Here is an 18,745-nt window from a genome sequence, read left to right as displayed (position 1 = left end):
CCTGCCGGCGGGGCGACTACTTCGAGGTGCCCTGCGAGACGGATCCCTGCAGCTGGCGCTGGAAGAGGACGTACACGATCAGCACCGGAACGATCGTGATGATCACGGCGGCGAACAGGGCGCCCTGATCGACCTCGTAGCCGGCGGCCGAGGCGAACGCCGCCATTCCCTGCGACAGCACGTACTGGTCGGCGTTCGGGTTCAACGCGACCGGCAGCAGGAACTGGTTCCACAGGCCGAGGAAGTTCAGGATGCCGACCGCGGCGAGTCCCGGCTTGGCCATCGGCAGCATGACCTGGAAGAAGGTGCGCCACTCGCTCGCGCCGTCGACGTAGGCGGCCTCCTGGATCTCGTACGGAAGGGACTTGAAGAACGAGAACAGGAAGAACACCGTGAACGGCAGCGCGAACGCCACGTACGTGATGATGAGCCCGGGGAGGGTGCCCAGCAGCCCGATGCCCTGCAGGATGAAGAACAGCGGCACGATCGCGAGGAACACCGGGAAGGTGAGCCCGGCGAGCATGAGGTAGTAGATCACCCGGCTGCCGGGGACGGCGAAGCGGGCGAGCACGTACGCGCACATCGCGCCGAGCAGCATGACCAGCACCAGCGCCACCCCGACCACGATGATCGTGTTCAGGAACATCTGGCCGAAGTTGTGCTTCGTCCAGGCGTTGATGTAGTTGGTCGGAGCCCACGACGAGGGCATCGTGAACGGGGAGTCGAAGATCTCCGCCGTGGACTTGAACGAGCTGAACAGGGTCCACAGCAGCGGGAGGATCACGACCAGCGACCAGATCGCGAGGACCACGTGCGAGACGCCGCCGACGACGCGGTCGCCCGTCGTCAGCCGGGGCTTGCGCAGGACCTGGCGATCGGCGCGGGCGCGCTTGGGATCGATGGACACCAGGGTGCGGGTGCTGTCGCTCATATCCGACCTCCGTCGTCCTTGCCGCCGGTGAGCCTGTTCACCAGGAACACCGCCGCGGCGAAAAGCAGGGTGATGACCGCGAGGACGACGCCCATCGCGCTCGCCAGACCGAACTGGCTCTTCTCGAACGCCGTGCGGTACAGGTACTGCGACATCACGAGCGTGGTGTTGCCGGGACCGCCGGTCGCGTTCAGCGCCGCCATGTAGACGAACGCGTCCAGCGCGAGGATGCCGATGTAGATGTAGGCCGTCTGCACGTTGTCGCGGATGAGCGGCAGCGTGATCGACAGCGTCGTGCGCAGTCGCCCGGCGCCGTCGAGGCGCGAGGCCTCGTAGACCTCGGCGGGGATGCCCTTGATCGCGGCGATGAACAGCACCATGTAGAAGCCGACCATGCCCCACACGATCACGAAGATCGACGCGCCCATGGCGGTGCGCTCGTCGCCGAGCCAGGCGAACTGGTTCGTGTCGAGGCCGACGGCGCTCAGGATGCCGTTCAGCAGGCCGGCGGGCGAGTAGATCAGCGCCCACAGGATGCCGATGACGATCGCCGGGATCACGTACGGGAAGAAGGAGACGACCCGGTAGAAGCTCGACCCCGCGAGTCCGCGCACCTGGCCGCTGCTGGGGCCGCCGACCGTGATCATGCTCGCGAAGACGAGCGCGATCGACAGCGTGATCAGGGGCACCAGGATGGCGAGGATGACGTTGTTCCCCATGGCCTGCAGGAACGTCGCATCGGAGAAGAGCCGCCCGAAGTTCGTCAACCCGACGAAGTCCATCTCCGGCGAGAAGCCGGTCCAGTTCGTCATCGAGTAGTACACGGCCTGCACGAACGGCGAGATCACGAAGATCAGGAAGATCGCCACCGGCAGGACGAGGAACACCAGCAGGAACGAGACGTAATCGAAGGTCAGCCGGCGCTGCCCGAGACGGGGCGGCTTGCGCCGCCCCGTCCCTGGTGCCGTGATCGCGACGGTGTCCTGCGCCGCGTCCAGACCGTGAGCAGTGGTCACTTGATCTCGATCTTGTTGACGGAGTCGTCGTTGCGGATCTTGTCGGTCAGGTCCTGCAGCTGCTTGGTGATGGTCGCGACGTCCATCTTGCCGTCGAGGAACGAGTTCCAGATCGGCAGCTGGTCGCTGTTCATGCCGTACAGGTTGAACGACTTGATGGTGAACACGTTGTCACCGGCCGCCGCGAGCAGCTTGCCCTGCGACTGCAGCGCGGTCGAGCCGAAGCCGTCCTCGGGGACGGTGTCCTTGACGATGGTCGGCGCGAGCTTCTCCTTGGCGAAGGCGGTCGCGGACTCCTTCGACAGCATGGTGCGCAGCAGCTCCTTGCCGCCGGCGGGGTTCTTCGCCTTGGAGGGGACGATGAACGGCTCGCCGGCCTCGGCGCGCATGGTGCCCGCCGGGGTGGTCTGGTTGCCGTCGAGGGGCAGCTCGGCGATGCCCATCATCGCGAAGCCGTCGGCCGTCTGGGACTTCATCTCGTTCTCGATCCACGAGCCCGAGGGGTAGAGCAGGGCCTCCTGCTTGGAGCTCCACTGCGCCTGCGCCTCGGTGAACTGCGTGCCCGATCCGCCCGGCTTGACGTAGCCGGCCTGGATCAGCTCGTGGAAGATCGTCAGGATGTCCTGGATGACGGGGTGCGACCAGCATCCCTCCTCCAGGTTCTCCAGCGGCAGGCGCACGTCGTCGCCGGCCTGGATCACCGCGGAGTCGACGACCATGGTCTGGTAGTAGGTCGCGGCCTCCTTGCCCCAGAGGAAGAGGTACTTGCCCTGCTCCTTGGCCTTCGCGCCGAGGTCCTTGAGGTCCTGCCAGCTCGTCGGCACGCTCCAGCCGTTCTCCTCGAACAGGCTGGACGAGTACCAGATGCCGTACACGGTCATCACGTAGTTCAGCGCGACGAACTTGCCGTCGAAGGTGCCGGGAGCCTCGACGCCGCCGAAGAGGGTGTCGCGGATCTTCTCGCCCTCGAGGTTCTCGGCGTCGAGCACCTCGGTGAGGTCCTCGAGCTGGTCGATGATCGTGTTCCATCCGATGGAGTTGGCGCCGGAGTTGTCGATGAGGTCCGGCGGGTTGCCGCCGACGAAGCGCGGCTGCAGCTCGGTGGCGATCTTGGTCGAGGGCGAGACCTTGACCGTGACGCCTTCGAGGCCCTTGCTCTTCTCCATCAGCTTCGCGGCGTTCTCGACGTAGTCCACGCCGTAGCCGCCGTTGAAGATGACCGCGTCGACCTTCGTGTTCGCGGCGACGCCGAACGGGTTGTCCGCCGTGACCTCGCCCTTCGGGCCCGCTGCGCCACCGCCGCCGCCGGGGGCGGCGCAGGAGGCGAGGGACATGCCGAACGGGAGCAGCAGCGCCGTCGCGGCCGCGCCGCGCAACAGGGTGCGGCGGCTCATGATGGACGTGTCGTTGTTTTCCATCTCGGTACCTTTCGTTATGGGTGTGTGTTCAGGGTGGGCTGTCGGGTCTCGGGGGTTCAGGCGCCGCGGCGGATGCGGCCGAGGTAGCGGTCCTCCAGAGCGGAGTTGTGCTCGTCGCCGCCGGGGATGTTCGCGGAGATGTACATCGGCGGCGTCTCTCCGCGCGCGGCGATCGTGCGCGCGACGCCGAGCGTGAGCAGCTGCGCGATGAAGGCGGCGGTGATCGACGAGATCGCTCCGGCGGCGATCCCGGGGGCGACCTCGAGGGTGGCGTCCCCGTAGGGGGCGAGGTTGTCGATGACGACGTCGGCCACCTCGCTGAGGCGGAGCCCGGACGGATGCTTCGGCTCGACCCGCGCCGTGTGCTCGAGGCTGGTGACGGCGATCACGCGGTGACCGCGCTCCTTCGCCCACAGGGCCGTGCCGACGATCGACCCGTTCACGCCCGAGTTCGAGGCGATCGTGAAGACGTCGTCCGGACCGACCGGCACCGTGGCCATGAGCTCGTCGACCACCCAGGGCTCCCGCTCGAGGGAGCCGGTGAGCACGTCGACCTCGCGCTCGCCGTGCATGACGATGTCGCGCAGGGCGAAGCGGTTCGTGGGGATCAGACCGCCGGCGCGGCCGGCGATCTCCATCGCGAACGCCTCGGAGTGACCGGTGCCGAAGGCGTGGATGACCCCGCCGGCGTCGAGGGCCCCGACGAGCAGCTCGATCGCGCCGTCGAGGGCGCCGGCCTCGGCCTCGGCGGAGAGTCGCTCGAGCCGGGTGGTCGCCTCGCGGAGGAGGTCGGAGGGTTGTGCGCTCATCAGGCCCCCTGGGAGAGCGTCGGGCGCGCCGCGGGATTCCGCGGGCGGCGGTGGGCGGACACGGCCACGGCGGTCGCGGCGAGATTCGCCGCCGCCTGGTCGAACATCTGCTGCGCGACGAGCAGGTAGAGCAGGTCGATCACGAGGTACTGCGTGTGGCGGACGGACATGTCGTCGGGGCGCAGGTAGGCGACGGGCTCGGCGGTGGTCAGCGAGATGTCGGCGACATCGGCGATCCAGCTGGCGTCGTCGTGGGTGATGGCGACGGTCAGGGCTCCGGTCGCACCGGCCTGCATGAGCATCTGCACGGTCTGGTCCGTCTGACCGGTGTTCGAGATGCCGATCGCGACGCACGACTCGTCCTGCAGGGCGGCGCTGGCGAGCCCGTCGTGCGTGTCCGACCAGGCGTGCGCGTTCAGCCCCACGCGGTGCAGCCGGCGCTGCAGCTCCGTCGCGACCACGGCGCTGCCGCCGACGCCGTAGAGGTCGATGTGCCGGCTGTCCGCGATGGCCTGCGCCACGCGGCCCACGGCGGCCAGGTCGATCGAGGCGGCGGTGGTCTCGAGGCTGACGACGTGGAGGTTGAGGAGGGTCCGCAGCACCTTGTCGGGCGAGTCGGTGGGGCCGAACTCGGTGCCGATGTCGGTGCGCCAGCTGCCGTCGGGGCCGCCGCGGCCGAGCTCGGAGGCGATCGCGACGCGGAACTGGGTGTAGCCGTCGAAGCCGAGCGTGCGGCAGAACCGGGTGACCGTCGCCGGAGAGGTGCCGGCTCGCTCGGCGAGATCGGTGATGCTCAGTTCGACGGGAGTGCTCGGCATGGAGATCACCAGTTCGGCGATCCGCGCCATCGCTGTCGGCATGGAGCGCCGACGTGCCACGATGCGGCCGATCACCGCACCGTTGCCGCCGTCGAGACTGCGTGGCACCATTGCCTCCAGTTTTCGTTCGGGAAGAACTCCATTGGGATGAAAACTATTCTCGCCCCGATGATAGGTCAAGTTAGGACGCATAACAAATGGGTCACGAGATGAGGATGCTGGGTCTCGACGCGGGTGGCACCTCGACCAGGGCGGTGCTCGCCGACGCCCGGGGGCAGTGTCTCGGCTACGGCGTCGGCGGCCGGGGGAACCCGATCTCGGCGGGCCGCGACGGGGCGGCCGACGGGGTGATGCAGGCGATCGGCGTCGCGCTGGACGCCGCCGGATGCGCGCTGTCCGAAGTGTCCGTCGTCACGGCCGCCATGGCAGGGCACAGCGTCTCCGGCGGAGACGAGGAATGGCTGCTCGAACGGCTGCGGGCCGAAGGGTTCACGGGCCGGCTCACCTTCGAGGCCGACCTGCTGGCCACCTACTGCAGCGGTGCCGCGGAGGAGTTCGGCTACGCGATCGTGTCCGGCACGGGAGCCTGCGTCATCCGCGTCGGCGGCGGCGTGATCGAGAAGGCGGGCGACGGCCTGGGCTGGCTGCTCGGCGACCGCGGCAGCGGCTTCTGGATCGGCCGGCGCGTGGCGCGCGCCGTCGTGCAGGACCTCGACGGCACCGGACCGTTCACCGCGATGACCCCAGGGCTGCTCGATCATCTCGGTCTCGGGGCGGAGTCCGCCGGCGGTGCCGGCCGCCCGCGCGCGCTCGAGCAGATCGTGAGGGCGCTGTACGCGCGCCCGCCCGTCGAGCTCGCGAACCTCGCGCCGCTCGCCTTCATCGACGGAGACCCTGTCGCGGCGCGCATCCAGCGGCGAGCAGGAGAGCACCTCGCCGACACCCTCCTGTCGGTGCTGACCCTGCCGGGGCCGCTGGTGATCGGCGGCGGAGTGCTGTCGCGCGAGGGACTGGTCAGGGATTCCTTCCTGCGTCGGCTCGGTGACGATGCGCAGGGTCTGGAGCTGCGCTCGGTGCCGGACGGCGCGGTCGGCGCCGCCCTGCTCGCGCTGCGCGCGGGCGGAGTCCCGCCGTCGGCGGAGCTGCTCGCGACGCTCGCTGACGGGGTGCGACGTCTCCGTTGATCTCCGTCGAGCGAGTGCTAGAATCTGATTGATCTGCACGATATGTGAGCATAAACAATCACTCCTGATTTGGGAAGGGTCCTCGAATGACCGAACCGCAGCCCGGCGCGCACATGCGTGCGGAACTGACCTCGCAGCCCGAGACCTGGGCCACCGCCGCAGACATGCGCGTTGCGCAGGGCCTGCTCCCGGCCGCGGGTGCCCGCATCGCTGTCGTCGGCTGCGGCACGTCCTGGTTCATGGCGCAGTCGTACGCCGCTCTCCGGGAGTCCGCCGGCCTCGGCGAGACCGACGCGTTCGCGGCATCCGAGTCCTTCGTCGACCGGGACTACGACGCGGTCGTCGCGCTGACCCGCTCCGGCACCACCACCGAGGTCCTCGAACTCGTCGACCGGATCAAGGGCCGGGTACCCACCGTCGGTGTGATCGGCGACCCGGACTCCCCGCTCGTCTCCCTCGTCGACGAGGCCGTGCTGCTGCCCTTCGCCGATGAGAAGTCGGTCGTGCAGACCCGCTTCGCGACCACCGCACTCGCCCTGTTCCGCGCCGCGCTCGGCGAGGACCTCACGGGTGCGATCGAGGACGCGACGGCCGTCCTCGCCGCGTCCGACGACGCCGAGCTGCGCGACGCCGAGCAGTACACGTTCCTGGGCCGGGGCTGGACCGTGGGCCTCGCGCACGAGGCCGCCCTCAAGATGCGCGAGTCCTCCCAGTCGTGGACCGAGTCGTACCCGTCGATGGAGTACCGTCACGGCCCGATCGCGATCGCCGCCCCCGGCCGCGTGACCTGGCAGTTCGGAGAGGCGCCCGAGGGGCTGGCCGCGCAGGTCGAGGCCACCGGTGCGCGCTTCGTGCAGCATCCGGTCGACCCGATGGCCGACCTCGTCCGCCTGCACCGCGTCGCCCTCGACCGCGCCGTGGCGCGCGGGCTCGACCCGGATCTTCCGCGCAACCTCACCCGGTCCGTCATCCTGGACGCATGACCCGGAACGCGGACGGACCGGCCGATGACCACGCCTGACGACCCCGGCGATGTGCCCGACGTCGTGAAGGACGCCTCCGGGGAGCGCCTCGCCGAGGTCCGCGCGCTCGGCGCCGGCGCCCCGGTGCTCGCCTTCGACGTGGGCGGCACCGACATCAAGTCGGCGCTGTTCGATGCCGACGGCACCGCGCTCGGACTCCGGCGCACGCCGACTCCGGTGGCGGACGGCGACCGCACCGAGGTGCTCATCGAGCGTCTCGGCGTGCTCGCCGGCGAACTGCTCGCGGACCATCCCGGGGTCGTCCCGCAGGCGGCAGGGCTCGTCGTGCCCGGCATCGTCGACGCGGAGGCGGGCCTCGGCGTCTTCGCCAGCAACCTCGGCTGGCACGACTCCCCCCTTCGCGACCTCGCGGCCGCGAAGCTCGGACTCCCGGTCGCGTTCGACCACGACGTCCGCGCGGCGAGCTGGGCCGAGCACCGCCTCGGCGGGGCGCGGGCCTACGCGAACTCCGTCGTGCTCGTGATCGGCACCGGCGTCGCCGGAGCGCTTCTCGTCGGCGGCGAGCCCTACACGGCCGGCGGCTACGCGGGGGAGATCGGCCACTCGCCGATCGCCGACGAACCCGTGTGCGCCTGCGGCGCGCGCGGCTGCCTGGAGGCCGTCGCCTCCGCCGGGGCCATCGCGCGCCGCTACCGGGAGGCGACCGGGATCACGCCGGACGGCGCGAAGGACGTCATCGCGCGCGCGGCCACCGGCGACGACATCGCCGCAGGCATCTGGAACTCGGCCCTGGACGCCCTGACGATGTCGCTCGCCCAGCTCACCGCGGTCGTCGCCCCCGAGGCCGTCGTCATCGGCGGCGGGCTGTCCCGTGCCGGCGGTGCGCTCTTCGACGAGCTCCGCACGCGCCTGGCCGCGCGCATGAGCTTCCACCGCCTCCCGGAGCTCGTCCCCGCCGAGCTCTCCGGCAACGCCGGCCTGATCGGCGCTGCCCTGCGTGCGCGGGAGCTGACGGGCGACCAGGTGGCCGCCGCGAAGGAGCTCCCGTGATCCTCGTCGTCACCCCGAATCCCGCGCTCGACCTCACCTGGCACGTCGACCGCCTCGTCCCGGGTGAGACGCATCGGGCGGATGCCGGCGCCGCACGCGCCGGCGGCAAGGGCCTCAACGTGGCACGCGTCGCGCACGCTCAGGGCGCCGACGTGGTCGCCATCGCGACCGTGGGCGGCCGCACGGGCATCGAGTTCGCCGCCGAGCTGGGGGCATCCGGTGTGCCGAACGCCCTGATCGAGGTCGCGGGCGCGACGCGGCAGAGCGTCGCGATCGTCGACGAGCACCTCGGCGACACCACCGTCGTCAACGAGCGCGGCGTCAACCCGTCGGATGCCGAATGGGCGGCCCTGCTCGCCGAGGTCGTCGACCGGCTGCCGAGCGCCCGGGTGCTCGTCATCTCGGGGAGCCTGCCGCCCGGCGCCCCGGACACCCTGCTGCCGATCCTCATCGGGGTGGGGCGCGATGCGGGGGTGCCCGTCATCGTGGACACCTCCGGTCCCGCTCTGCTGCGCGCGGCCGATGCCGGAGCATCCGTCCTCAAGCCCAACGCCGCCGAGCTGGCCGAGGCGACCGGCATCGCCGACCCCGTGGCCGGCGCGCGCTCGCTGATCGACCGCGGCGTCGAGCTCGTGCTGCTCTCCCTCGGCGCAGACGGGATGCTGGCGGTGACGGCATCCGAGGTCGTCCACGCACGCCTGGGCAGCCCGCTGGCCGGCAACCCGACGGGTGCAGGAGACGCCGGCGTCGCGGCCTGCGCCGTGCTCCTCGCCGAGGGCGTGGGCGATCCCGCGACGGTGCTGCGCCGCGCCACCGCCTGGTCGGCGGCCGCGGTGCTGATGCCGTTCGCCGGCGAGATCTCCCCGACCTGGCCCGACCTCGAAGCCGCCCTCGTGGTCGGCCCGTACCCGGCCGAGAGACCACGTGCCGCGCGAGACGCCGGCGCCGGCGTGGTGTCTCACGCCGAGGATGCCGTCTCGGCCCCCGACGAACCGAAGGACCCCGAATGACCCTCGTCTCCGCCCGCGATCTCGTCACGGATGCCGCCGCCCGCGGCACCGGCATCGGCGCGTTCAACGTGATCCACCTCGAGACCGCCGAGGGGCTCGTGCGCGCCTCCGCGCTCGCCGGCCTCCCCGTCATCCTGCAGATCTCGCAGAACTGCGCCGACTACCACGGAGGTCTCGAGCCGATCGCCCTGGCCACGCTCGCCGTCGCCCGCCGTGCGGAGACGCCGGTGGCCGTGCACCTCGATCACGCCGAGCGGCCCGAGCTCGTCGAGGAGGCGATCGCCCTCGGCTTCGGCTCCGTGATGTTCGACGGCGGAGCGCTGCCCTACGAGGAGAACGTCGCGCTCACCGCCGCAGTCGCCGCGAAAGCGCACGCGGCCGGCGTGTACGTCGAGGGCGAGCTGGGCGAGGTCGGCGGCAAGGACGGCGCCCATGCGCCGGGCGTCCGCACCGATCCCGATGAGGCGCGCGCCTTCGTCGAGGCCACCGGAGTCGACGCGCTGGCCGTCGCCGTCGGGTCCTCCCACGCGATGCTCGACCGCTCCGCGTCCCTCGACCTCGATCTGATCGCGCGGCTTCATGCCGCTCTCGGCATACCTCTGGTGCTGCACGGGTCCTCGGGGGTCGCGGACGCAGTGATCGCCGACGCCGTGCGCGCGGGCATGACCAAGATCAACGTGTCCACCCACCTGAACGGCTTCTTCACGCGGGCGATCCGCGAGACCCTCGCCGCCGACGACAGGCTCGTCGACTCCCGCAAGTACCTGAAGCCCGCACGTGAGGCGCTCGCCGGAGAGGCCGCACGGATGCTGCGCCTGTTCGCCCTAGAGTCTTAGGCATGAAGCGTGCCGCGCGGCTGAACGCGATCCTCGACCTGCTCGCCTCCTCCGGCGAGGTCACCGTCGAGGAGCTCGTGGAGCGGTTCGGAGCATCGCCTGCGACCACCCGGCGCGACCTCGACAGCCTGGCCGAGCAGCGCCTGCTCACGCGCACGCACGGGGGCGCGGTCGCCCAGGCCGTCGCCTACGAGCTCCCCATCCGGTACAAGAGCCACCTCCGGACGCAGCAGAAGGAGGCGATCGCCCAGATCGCCGCATCGCTCGTCACGCCGTCCATGGTCGTGGGGCTCTCAGGCGGCACTACGACCACGGCCATCGCGGCCGCGCTCGCCGCACGGGAGGACCTCGCCGTCGGCGGCGGCATCACCGTGGTCACGAACGCCGTGAACATCGCCGCCCAGCTGGCCACCCGGCCCGACATCAAGGTCGTGGTCACCGGGGGTGTCATCCACTCCCGCAGCTACGAGCTCGTCGGTCCCTTCGTCGAGCAGCTGCTGCGCGGCGTGCGTCTCGACATCGCCTTCATCGGCGTGAACGGCATGGATGCCGTGGCCGGCGCCACCACGCAGGACGAGCGCGAGGCGGCGGTCAACCGGATGATGGCCGAGCGCGCACGTCGTGCGGTCGTGGTGACCGACTCGAGCAAGCTCGGCGCGGAGGCCTTCACCGCAGTGGGCGGGGCCGACCTGTTCCGGACCCTGATCACGGATGACGGCGCGGATGCCGCCGCCATCGATGCGCTCCGCGCTGCGGGGTACGAGGTGCTTCTCGCCTGACGCGGGCTTGCGGAGACGCCCGAGCCTCGGCGCACCGTCGCGTACGCGTGCGAAACGTCGGAGTTCCGGGCCGACACGCCGCCGCGGTGTCCGTCTGAGGCGGCGTGCCGTGCGGAGAGTCCGACTTTCCGCACAGCGGGGAGGGGCGAGCGGCGACGGCGGACAAGGATCCCTGGCGACGAACGCCTGAAGACGCGGATGCCGTCGCCGCACGGTGCATGCGGCGACGGCATCCGTCGTGCGGACTCTGCCTACGGGATGGCCCTCCGGAAGGCGAGGAAGGAGACGCCCGCGAGCACGGCGACGCCGACCAGGCCCCAGAGGGCGAGTCCGACGGAGCCGAGTGCCGCGATCGTGTCGCCGACCGCGCCCCAGAGCTCGAGCCGCGTGGCGAGGTACATCAGCCCGACGAGCAGCACCGCGAGCGCCACGCTGACGATGGTGAGCACCAGCGGGCCCCAGCTCTTGTAGATCGTGGCGCCGGTGAAGCCGATCACGAAGAAGAAGAGCGCGAGGGTGAACGCCGAGAGGAACGCGCCGAAGGGGCCCGCCTCCCACAGCCACGGCAGGTGGAACACGTAGCCGTTCACGCCGTAGCCGTTCGTGGCGAGCTCGAGCGCACCGCCGAGGACGAACACGACGCCCATGAGCACGGCGCCGAGAACGGCGGTGAGCATGGTGCCGAGGAAGAAGTCCCTCCGCGTGATGCTCATCGCCTGCGAGAACGGGAAGGTGAGGGTCATCGCCGACATCCCGATGGCGAAGAAGTACCAGAGCGGGGCCTGGCCGGCGCCGCCGTACTTCGGCGTGTCCACAGGGATCAGCGCGTACACCACCACCGAGAGCAGCGTGGCGCCGACGATGATGATGAGCGGCACCCAGATGAAGGTCTGCCGGTTGATCAGCTGCAGGCGGACGACGTTCAGTGTGCGTCGCATCAGCGCACCTCCTCCTTCTCGGTCTCGGGCGCCGCGGCGCCCGCCTTCTGCGTCAATCGCACGATGAGCTGCTGCAGTGAGACGGGGGCGAGATCCAGGCCGGATGCCGTGACCTCCGCCCGCTCGGCAGCCGACAGCGCACCGAGCACGGTGACCGAGGCCACTCGCCCGAGCGCCTCGCGATGCAGCACTTCGCGGCCGTCGGCCCAGGCGTCGACCCTGGCGGCGTCGCCGACGACGGTGACGGCGCGGTCGCGCACGGCATCCGTGTCCTCGTCGAGGATGATCCGGCCGTTGTCGATCACGATGACCTTCTCGATGAGGTTGGCGACCTCGTCGATGAGGTGGGAGGACAGGATCACGGTGCGAGGGTGCTCGGCGTAGTCCTCGATGAGGCGGTCGTAGAAGATCTGCCGGGCGACAGCGTCGAGACCGAGGTAGGGCTCGTCGAAGAAGGTGATCTCGGCGCGCGAGGACAGGCCGATGATCACGCCGACGGCCGAGAGCTGTCCGCGCGAGAGCTTCTTGATGCGCTGCTTCATCGGCAGCTGGAACTGCGCGACGAGCTCGTCGGCGAGCTCCTGGCTCCAGTTCGGGAAGAACAGGCGGGCCGCTGCCAGCGCATGTCGCGGGGTGGCGTCGTCGGGGTACTTCTGGCTCTCCCGCACGAAGCACACGCGGTTCAGCACCTGCGCGTTCTCGTAGGGATGCTCGCCGAACACCCTGACCGTGCCCGAGGTCTCGAAGTTCTGCGCGGTGAGGATCGACATGAGCGTGGTCTTGCCCGCTCCGTTGCGGCCGAGCAGGCCGTAGATCGCGCCGCCCTCGATGCGGAGGGACACATCGTCGAGCGCGCGCTTCTCCTTGTAGCGCTTGGTGAGGTGCTGCACCTCGATGACTGCGGTCATGCGGGGTTCCCTTCTGTGCGGGCGGCGCGCTCGGCGAGCAGCGCCGCGAGGTCGGCGGCGTCGAGGCCGAGCGTGCGGGCCTCGGCGAGGAGCGGTTCGATGTAGCGGTCGGCGAAGGCGGCGCGGCGCTCCCCGAGGAGCGTCTCCCTGGCGCCGGTCGCGACGAACATGCCGATGCCGCGGCGCTTGTACAGCACTCCCTTGTCGGTGAGCATGGCGACTCCCTTCGCCGCGGTGGCGGGGTTGATCCGGTAGAAGCCGGCGAGTTCGTTCGTGGAAGGCGCCTGCGCCTCCTCGGCGAGCGATCCGTCGAGGATCGAGTCCTCGATCTGCTCGGCGATCTGGAGGAAGAGCGGCTTGCCTTCTTCGATCACGAGTCCTCCGCGGTGGTTAATTGGTTACTTACTCGACTAAGTAACCATGGAACCTGGGTCGTGTCAAGGGCATGCAGAAGAGCCGCCCTCCGAGGTGCTCGGGAGGGCGGCTCTTCTGCATGCGCCGGATGCCGCGGCGCGTCAGTGCTCCGCGGTGACCAGCGGGTCCGGCGCCTGCCGGCTGACGACCCCGCCGGCCTCCGTCTCGAAGCCGTTGCGGACCCAGTACTCGTAGCCGCCGAGCAGCTCCTGCACGTCGAGGCCGGCGGCGAGCAGCATCCGGGCCGTGGTCGTGGCGCCGTTGCAGCCGGGGCCCCAGCCGTACACGATGAGCGTGCGGTCGCGGGGGAGCTCGTCGATCCGCGCGTCCAGCCCGGCCTTCGGCAGGTGCAGCGCGCCCGCGATGTGCCCGTGGTCCCAGGACTCCTGCCGTCGCGTGTCGACGAGCACGGCCCAGCCCTCGGTCACCGCCTGCGACGCCGCCACCACGTCGATCTCGTAGGCGAGTCGCGCGTCGACGTGGGCGAGACGGGCCTCGAGGTCGGTCACGGCCGGCGCTCGGGGTCGAGGAGCGCGGCGAGCAGCGGCAGCTGCGCCGGGTCCTCGAGGGCTGAGCCGACGGCCACCACCCGGGCTCCGGCGCGCAGGTAGTCGCCCGCGTTCTGGGCGTTCATGCCACCGGTGGTGACGAACTTCGCCTGCGGGAACGGGCCCTGCATGGCGGAGAGCCACTGCGTGCCGAGCACGGATGCCGGGAACGCCTTCAGCCAGGTCAGCCCGGACTTCAGCGCCAGCTGCACCTCGCTCGGGGTCGCGACGCCGGGGATGCTGAGCAGCCCCGCATCGTGCGAGGCGCGGACGACCTCGAGATCGAGGCCGGGGCTGACGGTGAACACCGCACCGGCGTCCGCCGCCTGCGCCACGTGCTCCGGGGACACGACGGTGCCCGCTCCGACGATCTTCCCGCGTTCGCGGCCGGCCGCGGCGACCACCCGCAGCGCCTCGAGATCCTCCTCGGTCTGGATCGGCAGCTCGACCACGTCGATGCCGAGGTCCCAGGCCGTGGTCGAGACGGCGAGGCTCCTCTCCGCACCCATGCCGCGGAGGATCGCCATGAGCTGCGCGCCGCCGAAGAGCTCCTCGAAACCGGAGTTGTCCATCGTCATCCCTCTTTCGTCAGTGTCCGCGGTCATTCCGCGGCATCCGTCACGTCCACCCCGACCACGTCGTCGGTGGACTGCAGCACCAGGTGCGCCCGGCGGTGCCCGCCCTGCAGGCGCTCCGCCGGGGCGTCTCCCGCGAGAAGCCCCGCGAGGTATCCCGCCGCGAAGGCGTCGCCGGCACCGACCGCCTCGACCACCTCGGTCTTGATCGCCGGCACGAACACGGCGCCGTCGGCGGAGAACTCGGTCGCCCCGACGTCGCCGTCCTTCACGACGAGACGGGCGGGGGCGGAGACGAGCGCACGGACATCCTCGGCGGTCTTCGTGCCCCAGAGCGTCTCGGCCTCGTCGAGGCCGACGAAGACGATGTCCGAGCGGTTCGCGAGGTCGAGCAGCACGGGGGCGGCCTCGGATGCCGGCCACAGGGCGGCCCGGTGGTTCACGTCGAAGCTCAGCGCGGCGTCGCTCGCGGCGACCCGGGCGATGACGGCGTCGATCATCGCCGCGCAGCCGGCCGAGAGCGCGGGGGTGATGCCGGAGACGTGCACGATCGTCGTCTGCTCGAGCGGCACGTCGGCGATGCTCTCCGCGGTCATCCGCGAAGCCGCGGACCCTGCGCGGTAGTAGAGCACCCCGCGGCCGGGGTCCTTGAAGTACACGCCGGTGGGGGCATTCGGGTCGAAGCGCACCCATCGGGTGTCGACCCCCTGCCCGGTGATCGCGCGGTGCACGCGGTGGCCGAGTACGTCGTCTCCGAGCGCGCTGACCCAGGCGGTGCGCTGTCCCAGAGCCGCGGCGTGGGCGGCGACGTTCGACTCGGCGCCGCCGATGCTCAGCCGCACGTCCTCCGCGTCGGCGAGCGGCGTCGCGTCGCGCGGGGTGACCAGCACCATCGTCTCGCCGAGGGCGATCAGGGCGGGGGCAGGAGTGTCCATGACTCACATGATGACGAGGGTGCGCAGCATCCGCAACGCGCGTTGCAGCATATGCACAGTGCCACGACAGGGGGTAGGTTCGACGCAGACGCCCCGCGGATCGATCGAGCACCAGGAGGACCCCATGGCACAGCGGCTCATGCTGGACGGACTCGGCGCCGAGCGCCTCACCGCCCGCGACAAGGGCATCCCCGAACGCGCGATCGGCCTGACCGTCGACGAGTTCCTCGCGTCCGGCCCTCGCCTGTCCGAGTTCTGGACGCCGATCATCGCCCTCGACGACGCCGCGATGACGTCGAACCTCGCCGTGATGGCGGAGTGGACGAGCTCCCGCGGACTCAGCCTCATGCCGCACGGCAAGACGACGATGGCCCCGGCGCTCTGGCAGCGCCAGCTGGATGCCGGATGCCCCGGCATCACCCTCGCCACCATGGGCCAGGTGCGCACCGCGCGCACCTTCGGGCTGAACGAGATCATGCTCGCGAACGCGGTCGTCGACGCCCGCTCGCTGCGCTGGCTGGCGGGCGAGCTCGCCGATCCCGACTTCCGGTTCGTCTCCTGGGCCGACTCGGTCGAGACGGTGCAGCGGATGCAGTCGGCCCTGCGCGAGACCGGCGTCCCGCGGCGCGTCGACGTCTGCGTCGAGCTCGGCGCGGCGGGAGGGCGCACCGGCGCCCGCACCGTCGAGGAGGCCCTGGAGATCGCGCGGCTCATCGCGGCATCCGACGTCCTGCGGCTCGCCGGCGTCTCCGGCTACGAGGGCGCGCTCGGCCATGACCGCTCGCCGGTCGCGCTCGCCGCGGTGCGCGGATACCTGGAGCAGCAGCTCGTCGTGCACGAGGCGCTCGCCGAGCTGTACGACGACGAGGGCGACGTCTTCGTCACCGCGGGTGGCAGCGCCTACTTCGATCTCGTCGCCGAGGTCTATGCGGATGCCGTCGCCCGCGACGACCGCACCCGGTGGACGCTGCGCTCCGGGGCGTACATCGTGCACGACGACGGCTTCTACCGCGGCATCTCCCCGCTGGACGCCGGCTACGAGGGCGACCACGGGGTCCTCCGCTCCGCCATGCACGGCCATGCCCGCGTGGTGTCGCACCCCGAGCCGGGGCTCGCGCTTCTCGACGGAGGCAAGCGCGACTTCCCGTTCGACGAGGGCCTGCCCGAGCCGCAGGGCGTCGCCGCCGATCTCGGCGCCCCGCTCCAGCCGCTCCCCGGCGCGACGGTGTCGGCGATGAACGACCAGCACACGTTCCTGCGCCCGGCGGAGGCGGATGCGCGCATCGGCGAGGTCGTCCGACTCGGCCTCTCGCACCCCTGCACGGCCTTCGACAAGTGGCACTTCCTGCCCGTGGTCGCCTCGCAGGACGACGACCGGGTCGTCGAGCTCGTGCGGACCTTCTTCTAGGCCGCGCGATGTCGCAGAGCGTGCGGCGGGCCGCCCTCATCCTCGACTCGATCGCGGCGCGGCCGAAGACCGTGGCCGAGCTCGCGGCGGAGTTCGGGCTGCACCGCTCGACGATGTTCCGGGAGCTGCAGACCCTGGAGGACGTCGGGTACGCGCGCCGACGTGCCGACGGCGCCTACGTCCTCGCCTTCCACCTCGTCTCGCTCGCGCAGATCGCCCTGGAGAACCTGGACCTCCGGCAGGCGGCATCCTCCCACGTGCGGGAGCTGCACGAGGTCGTCGGCAACACCCTGCACGTCGCCGCGCTCATCGACGACACCATCGTCTACGTCGACAAGGTGGAGGACCAGGGCGGAGTGCGGATGTACTCGCGCATCGGCTCGCGCGTGCTGCCGTACTGCACCGGCGTCGGCAAGGCGATCCTCGCCGATCTCGACGAGTCCCGCAGGGATGCCGTGCTCGCCGGCACCGACTGGAAGGCGCACACGGCGCGCACGATCACCTCGAGGGCCGCGCTGGACGCGGAGCTCGACATGATCTCCGCCCGGGGGTGGGCGGTGGACGACGCCGAGTTCGAGGACTTCGTGAACTGCGTCGCCGTGCCGATCCGCAGCTCGGTGGGTGTGCTCGGCGCGCTCTCCCTCACCGCGTTCCGCATGGTGCAGGACCTCGAGGCGCTGCAGCACCGCATCCCTCTGCTGCAGCGCACGGCGGCCCGCATCGCCCGCGAGGTCGGCTGACGCCGGCGGACGCGTATCTTGGGGTGGTGCCCGACTTCCCCTACGACCGTCTGCGCCGCCGGCCCGACGTCGAGGCCCCGAACCTCCAGGCGCACGACGCCACCGACGTCCTCCTCGTCGATCGCGGTCTCGCCCTCGCCGCAGAACACGGCATAAGCGGGGCGGAGGTCGCCGTCATCGGGGACGAGTACGGCGCGATCACGCTGGCGCTGACGGATGCCGGGCTCGCCGGCATCCGCGTGCATCAGGACCTTGCCACCGGGCGCAGGGCGCTCGCGAGCAACGCCGCGGAGCTGGGCCTCGCGGGCTTCTCCGCGCACGAACTCGACCGCTCGCTGCTCGAGGGCGCCCGGCTCGTGCTTATGCAGCTGCCGAAGGCGCTCGCCGAGCTCGAGGAGATCGCGGATGCCGTGGCCCGCTGGGCCGCGCCCGACGCGGTGCTCGTCGCCGGGGGCCGGGTGAAGCACATGACCCTTGCGCAGAACGAGGTGCTCGGCCGGAGCTTCGGGCGGGTGCAGGCGCAGCGCGCGGAGCGGAAGTCACGTCTTGTGATCGCCTCCGAGCCGCTGCCCGTTCCCGCCGGCCCGCCGTTCCCGGTGACCGCGCAGCACGACGGGCTCACGCTCGTGGCGCACGGAGGGGCGTTCGCGGGTGCGAAGCTCGACATCGGCACCCGCGTCCTGCTGGATGTGCTCGGCCTCGGCGGTTCACAACTCCTCAAGAACGGGTCGTGTGCGGCTGTTCCGGGGCCGGACGGGGCCGCGGGGCGGAGTTCTTGTGGAGTTGTGAACGCCGCCGAGACGGTCGTCGACCTCGGCTGCGGCACCGGCGCGCTCGCCGTCTCGTACGCGCTCGCCCACCCGGAAGCACGCGTCATCGCCACCGACCGGTCGGCCGCGGCCGCGGCATCCGCGCGGGCCACGGCGGCCGCGAACGGCGTCGCCGACCGCGTCACGGTGATGCATGACGACGCCGCCTCGGAGCTCGCCGAGGGCAGCGCGGATCTCGTGCTGCTGAACCCGCCGTTCCACCTCGGCAGCAGCGTGCACACGGGGGCCGCGACCCGGCTGTTCGAGGCGTCGGCGCGACTGCTCCGCCCCGGAGGAGAGCTTCTCACGGTGTACAACTCCGCCCTCGGCTACCGGGCGGAGCTGACCCGCCTGATCGGGCCGACCGAGCAGCTCGCGCGCACGCCGAAGTTCACCGTGATGCGCAGCGTCCGCCGCTGAGCGGGCCCGTCCAATCCCCCGGTCAGCCGCGGAAACCGGATCTGGCGCGGGTTCATGGATTTGCCCCTGATCAGCCATTTCGTTAGGTTGGGTTGAGGGCCTGACGGCCCGAAGACCAGTCCGCGGCCACGTCCTTCTTTCGATGAGCTGAGCTGCGAAGAGGCGTGGACGTACGGTCGATGTTCTCTGCGGCGGATCCGAAATCCGCTGCCAGTG

At 71.0% G+C, this 18,745-nt stretch carries 20 protein-coding genes; 9 read left to right on the top strand and 11 right to left on the bottom strand.

Annotated elements, in window-relative coordinates; all coding sequences use genetic code 11:
- Positions 1-16 precede the first annotated feature (16 nt).
- Genes G6G98_RS13110 through G6G98_RS13090 form a run of 5 tightly spaced genes read right to left on the bottom strand, consistent with a single transcriptional unit; the run spans position 17 to position 5,103 of the window.
- Positions 17-931 (bottom strand): carbohydrate ABC transporter permease, encoded by a 915-nt coding sequence (locus G6G98_RS13110; protein WP_084788453.1) that lies wholly within the window; start codon positions 929-931, stop codon positions 17-19.
- On the bottom strand, positions 928-1,947 hold the full coding sequence (locus G6G98_RS13105) for a carbohydrate ABC transporter permease (RefSeq protein ID WP_347877969.1): 1,020 nt from the start codon (positions 1,945-1,947) through the stop codon (positions 928-930). The genes G6G98_RS13110 and G6G98_RS13105 overlap by 4 nt, the downstream gene beginning before the upstream one ends.
- Complete coding sequence (gene ngcE / locus G6G98_RS13100; protein ID WP_067356767.1) at positions 1,944-3,365, bottom strand: N-acetylglucosamine/diacetylchitobiose ABC transporter substrate-binding protein; 1,422 nt, start codon at positions 3,363-3,365, stop codon at positions 1,944-1,946. The genes G6G98_RS13105 and ngcE overlap by 4 nt, the downstream gene beginning before the upstream one ends.
- A gap of 56 nt (positions 3,366-3,421) precedes the next feature.
- A complete protein-coding gene (locus G6G98_RS13095) occupies positions 3,422-4,174 on the bottom strand; it encodes a sugar isomerase domain-containing protein (RefSeq protein ID WP_067356764.1) in 753 nt (250 codons plus the stop codon).
- Positions 4,174-5,103, bottom strand: a complete 930-nt coding sequence (locus G6G98_RS13090; RefSeq protein WP_164234045.1) for a MurR/RpiR family transcriptional regulator — start codon at positions 5,101-5,103, stop codon at positions 4,174-4,176. The genes G6G98_RS13095 and G6G98_RS13090 overlap by 1 nt, the downstream gene beginning before the upstream one ends.
- A gap of 86 nt (positions 5,104-5,189) precedes the next feature.
- On the opposite strand from G6G98_RS13090, the gene G6G98_RS13085 reads away from it, so the two are divergent.
- The 6 genes from G6G98_RS13085 to G6G98_RS13060 all read left to right on the top strand — a co-directional run bounded on the left by G6G98_RS13085 (position 5,190) and on the right by G6G98_RS13060 (position 10,834).
- Positions 5,190-6,176 (top strand): N-acetylglucosamine kinase, encoded by a 987-nt coding sequence (locus G6G98_RS13085; protein ID WP_166706102.1) that lies wholly within the window; start codon positions 5,190-5,192, stop codon positions 6,174-6,176.
- Between the two features lie 86 nt (positions 6,177-6,262).
- Positions 6,263-7,159 (top strand): SIS domain-containing protein, encoded by an 897-nt coding sequence (locus G6G98_RS13080; RefSeq protein WP_164234047.1) that lies wholly within the window; start codon positions 6,263-6,265, stop codon positions 7,157-7,159.
- A 24-nt stretch (positions 7,160-7,183) separates the two neighbouring features.
- Positions 7,184-8,209 (top strand): ROK family protein, encoded by a 1,026-nt coding sequence (locus G6G98_RS13075; RefSeq protein WP_164234048.1) that lies wholly within the window; start codon positions 7,184-7,186, stop codon positions 8,207-8,209.
- On the top strand, positions 8,206-9,219 hold the full coding sequence (locus G6G98_RS13070; RefSeq protein ID WP_084788450.1) for a 1-phosphofructokinase family hexose kinase: 1,014 nt from the start codon (positions 8,206-8,208) through the stop codon (positions 9,217-9,219). The genes G6G98_RS13075 and G6G98_RS13070 overlap by 4 nt, the downstream gene beginning before the upstream one ends.
- Positions 9,216-10,055: a class II fructose-bisphosphate aldolase gene (locus tag G6G98_RS13065; protein WP_067356752.1), complete on the top strand. Its 840-nt coding sequence runs from the start codon at positions 9,216-9,218 to the stop codon at positions 10,053-10,055. The genes G6G98_RS13070 and G6G98_RS13065 overlap by 4 nt, the downstream gene beginning before the upstream one ends.
- A gap of 2 nt (positions 10,056-10,057) precedes the next feature.
- Positions 10,058-10,834, top strand: coding sequence for a DeoR/GlpR family DNA-binding transcription regulator (locus G6G98_RS13060; RefSeq protein ID WP_067356749.1), 777 nt, complete (start codon positions 10,058-10,060; stop codon positions 10,832-10,834).
- Positions 10,835-11,085: 251 nt separating this feature from the next.
- Here the strand turns inward: G6G98_RS13060 and G6G98_RS13055 are convergent, their stop codons facing one another.
- The 6 genes from G6G98_RS13055 to G6G98_RS13030 all read right to left on the bottom strand — a co-directional run bounded on the left by G6G98_RS13055 (position 11,086) and on the right by G6G98_RS13030 (position 15,152).
- Positions 11,086-11,772 carry a hypothetical protein gene (locus G6G98_RS13055; protein ID WP_164234049.1) on the bottom strand — a complete coding sequence of 229 codons (687 nt, stop codon included), beginning with the start codon at positions 11,770-11,772 and terminating at the stop codon, positions 11,086-11,088.
- Positions 11,772-12,680: an ABC transporter ATP-binding protein gene (locus tag G6G98_RS13050; RefSeq protein WP_067356743.1), complete on the bottom strand. Its 909-nt coding sequence runs from the start codon at positions 12,678-12,680 to the stop codon at positions 11,772-11,774. Before G6G98_RS13050 ends, G6G98_RS13055 begins: the two co-directional genes overlap by 1 nt.
- The gene (locus G6G98_RS13045; RefSeq protein WP_067356741.1) at positions 12,677-13,054 is read right to left on the bottom strand and encodes a GntR family transcriptional regulator; all 378 of its coding nucleotides are present in this window, start codon (positions 13,052-13,054) and stop codon (positions 12,677-12,679) included. The genes G6G98_RS13050 and G6G98_RS13045 overlap by 4 nt, the downstream gene beginning before the upstream one ends.
- Positions 13,055-13,195: 141 nt before the next feature.
- Entirely contained in the window at positions 13,196-13,603 is a 408-nt protein-coding gene (locus G6G98_RS13040) for a rhodanese-like domain-containing protein (RefSeq protein ID WP_067356738.1), read from the bottom strand.
- Entirely contained in the window at positions 13,600-14,220 is a 621-nt protein-coding gene (locus tag G6G98_RS13035; RefSeq protein WP_208321492.1) for a bifunctional 4-hydroxy-2-oxoglutarate aldolase/2-dehydro-3-deoxy-phosphogluconate aldolase, read from the bottom strand. Before G6G98_RS13035 ends, G6G98_RS13040 begins: the two co-directional genes overlap by 4 nt.
- A gap of 23 nt (positions 14,221-14,243) precedes the next feature.
- Positions 14,244-15,152 carry a sugar kinase gene (locus G6G98_RS13030; RefSeq protein ID WP_084788449.1) on the bottom strand — a complete coding sequence of 303 codons (909 nt, stop codon included), beginning with the start codon at positions 15,150-15,152 and terminating at the stop codon, positions 14,244-14,246.
- A gap of 124 nt (positions 15,153-15,276) precedes the next feature.
- Here G6G98_RS13030 and G6G98_RS13025 point away from each other — a divergent pair, with 124 nt between their 5' ends.
- The 3 genes from G6G98_RS13025 to G6G98_RS13015 are packed head-to-tail and all read left to right on the top strand — an operon-like array spanning position 15,277 to position 18,529.
- Positions 15,277-16,560: an alanine racemase gene (locus G6G98_RS13025; protein ID WP_067356735.1), complete on the top strand. Its 1,284-nt coding sequence runs from the start codon at positions 15,277-15,279 to the stop codon at positions 16,558-16,560.
- Between the two features lie 8 nt (positions 16,561-16,568).
- Positions 16,569-17,300: an IclR family transcriptional regulator gene (locus tag G6G98_RS13020; protein WP_067356732.1), complete on the top strand. Its 732-nt coding sequence runs from the start codon at positions 16,569-16,571 to the stop codon at positions 17,298-17,300.
- A 26-nt stretch (positions 17,301-17,326) separates the two neighbouring features.
- On the top strand, positions 17,327-18,529 hold the full coding sequence (locus G6G98_RS13015; protein WP_164234050.1) for a class I SAM-dependent methyltransferase: 1,203 nt from the start codon (positions 17,327-17,329) through the stop codon (positions 18,527-18,529).
- The last annotated feature ends 216 nt before the right edge of the window (positions 18,530-18,745 follow it).

This window comes from Microbacterium hydrocarbonoxydans, assembly GCF_011752045.1.
Classification (GTDB): domain Bacteria; phylum Actinomycetota; class Actinomycetes; order Actinomycetales; family Microbacteriaceae; genus Microbacterium.
This window is presented reverse-complemented; position numbering and strand designations above follow the sequence as displayed.

Coding starts and splice junctions, on each gene's coding strand:
- ngcE (WP_067356767.1), bottom strand. CDS start 3,365: ATGGAAAACAACGACACGTCCATCATGAGCCGCCGCACCCTGTTGCGC.
- G6G98_RS13035 (WP_208321492.1), bottom strand. CDS start 14,220: ATGACGATGGACAACTCCGGTTTCGAGGAGCTCTTCGGCGGCGCGCAG.
- G6G98_RS13050 (WP_067356743.1), bottom strand. CDS start 12,680: ATGACCGCAGTCATCGAGGTGCAGCACCTCACCAAGCGCTACAAGGAG.
- G6G98_RS13020 (WP_067356732.1), top strand. CDS start 16,569: ATGTCGCAGAGCGTGCGGCGGGCCGCCCTCATCCTCGACTCGATCGCG.
- G6G98_RS13060 (WP_067356749.1), top strand. CDS start 10,058: ATGAAGCGTGCCGCGCGGCTGAACGCGATCCTCGACCTGCTCGCCTCC.
- G6G98_RS13075 (WP_164234048.1), top strand. CDS start 7,184: ATGACCACGCCTGACGACCCCGGCGATGTGCCCGACGTCGTGAAGGAC.
- G6G98_RS13095 (WP_067356764.1), bottom strand. CDS start 4,174: ATGAGCGCACAACCCTCCGACCTCCTCCGCGAGGCGACCACCCGGCTC.
- G6G98_RS13025 (WP_067356735.1), top strand. CDS start 15,277: ATGGCACAGCGGCTCATGCTGGACGGACTCGGCGCCGAGCGCCTCACC.
- G6G98_RS13080 (WP_164234047.1), top strand. CDS start 6,263: ATGACCGAACCGCAGCCCGGCGCGCACATGCGTGCGGAACTGACCTCG.
- G6G98_RS13065 (WP_067356752.1), top strand. CDS start 9,216: ATGACCCTCGTCTCCGCCCGCGATCTCGTCACGGATGCCGCCGCCCGC.
- G6G98_RS13090 (WP_164234045.1), bottom strand. CDS start 5,103: ATGGTGCCACGCAGTCTCGACGGCGGCAACGGTGCGGTGATCGGCCGC.
- G6G98_RS13110 (WP_084788453.1), bottom strand. CDS start 931: ATGAGCGACAGCACCCGCACCCTGGTGTCCATCGATCCCAAGCGCGCC.
- G6G98_RS13085 (WP_166706102.1), top strand. CDS start 5,190: ATGGGTCACGAGATGAGGATGCTGGGTCTCGACGCGGGTGGCACCTCG.
- G6G98_RS13055 (WP_164234049.1), bottom strand. CDS start 11,772: ATGCGACGCACACTGAACGTCGTCCGCCTGCAGCTGATCAACCGGCAG.
- G6G98_RS13030 (WP_084788449.1), bottom strand. CDS start 15,152: ATGGACACTCCTGCCCCCGCCCTGATCGCCCTCGGCGAGACGATGGTG.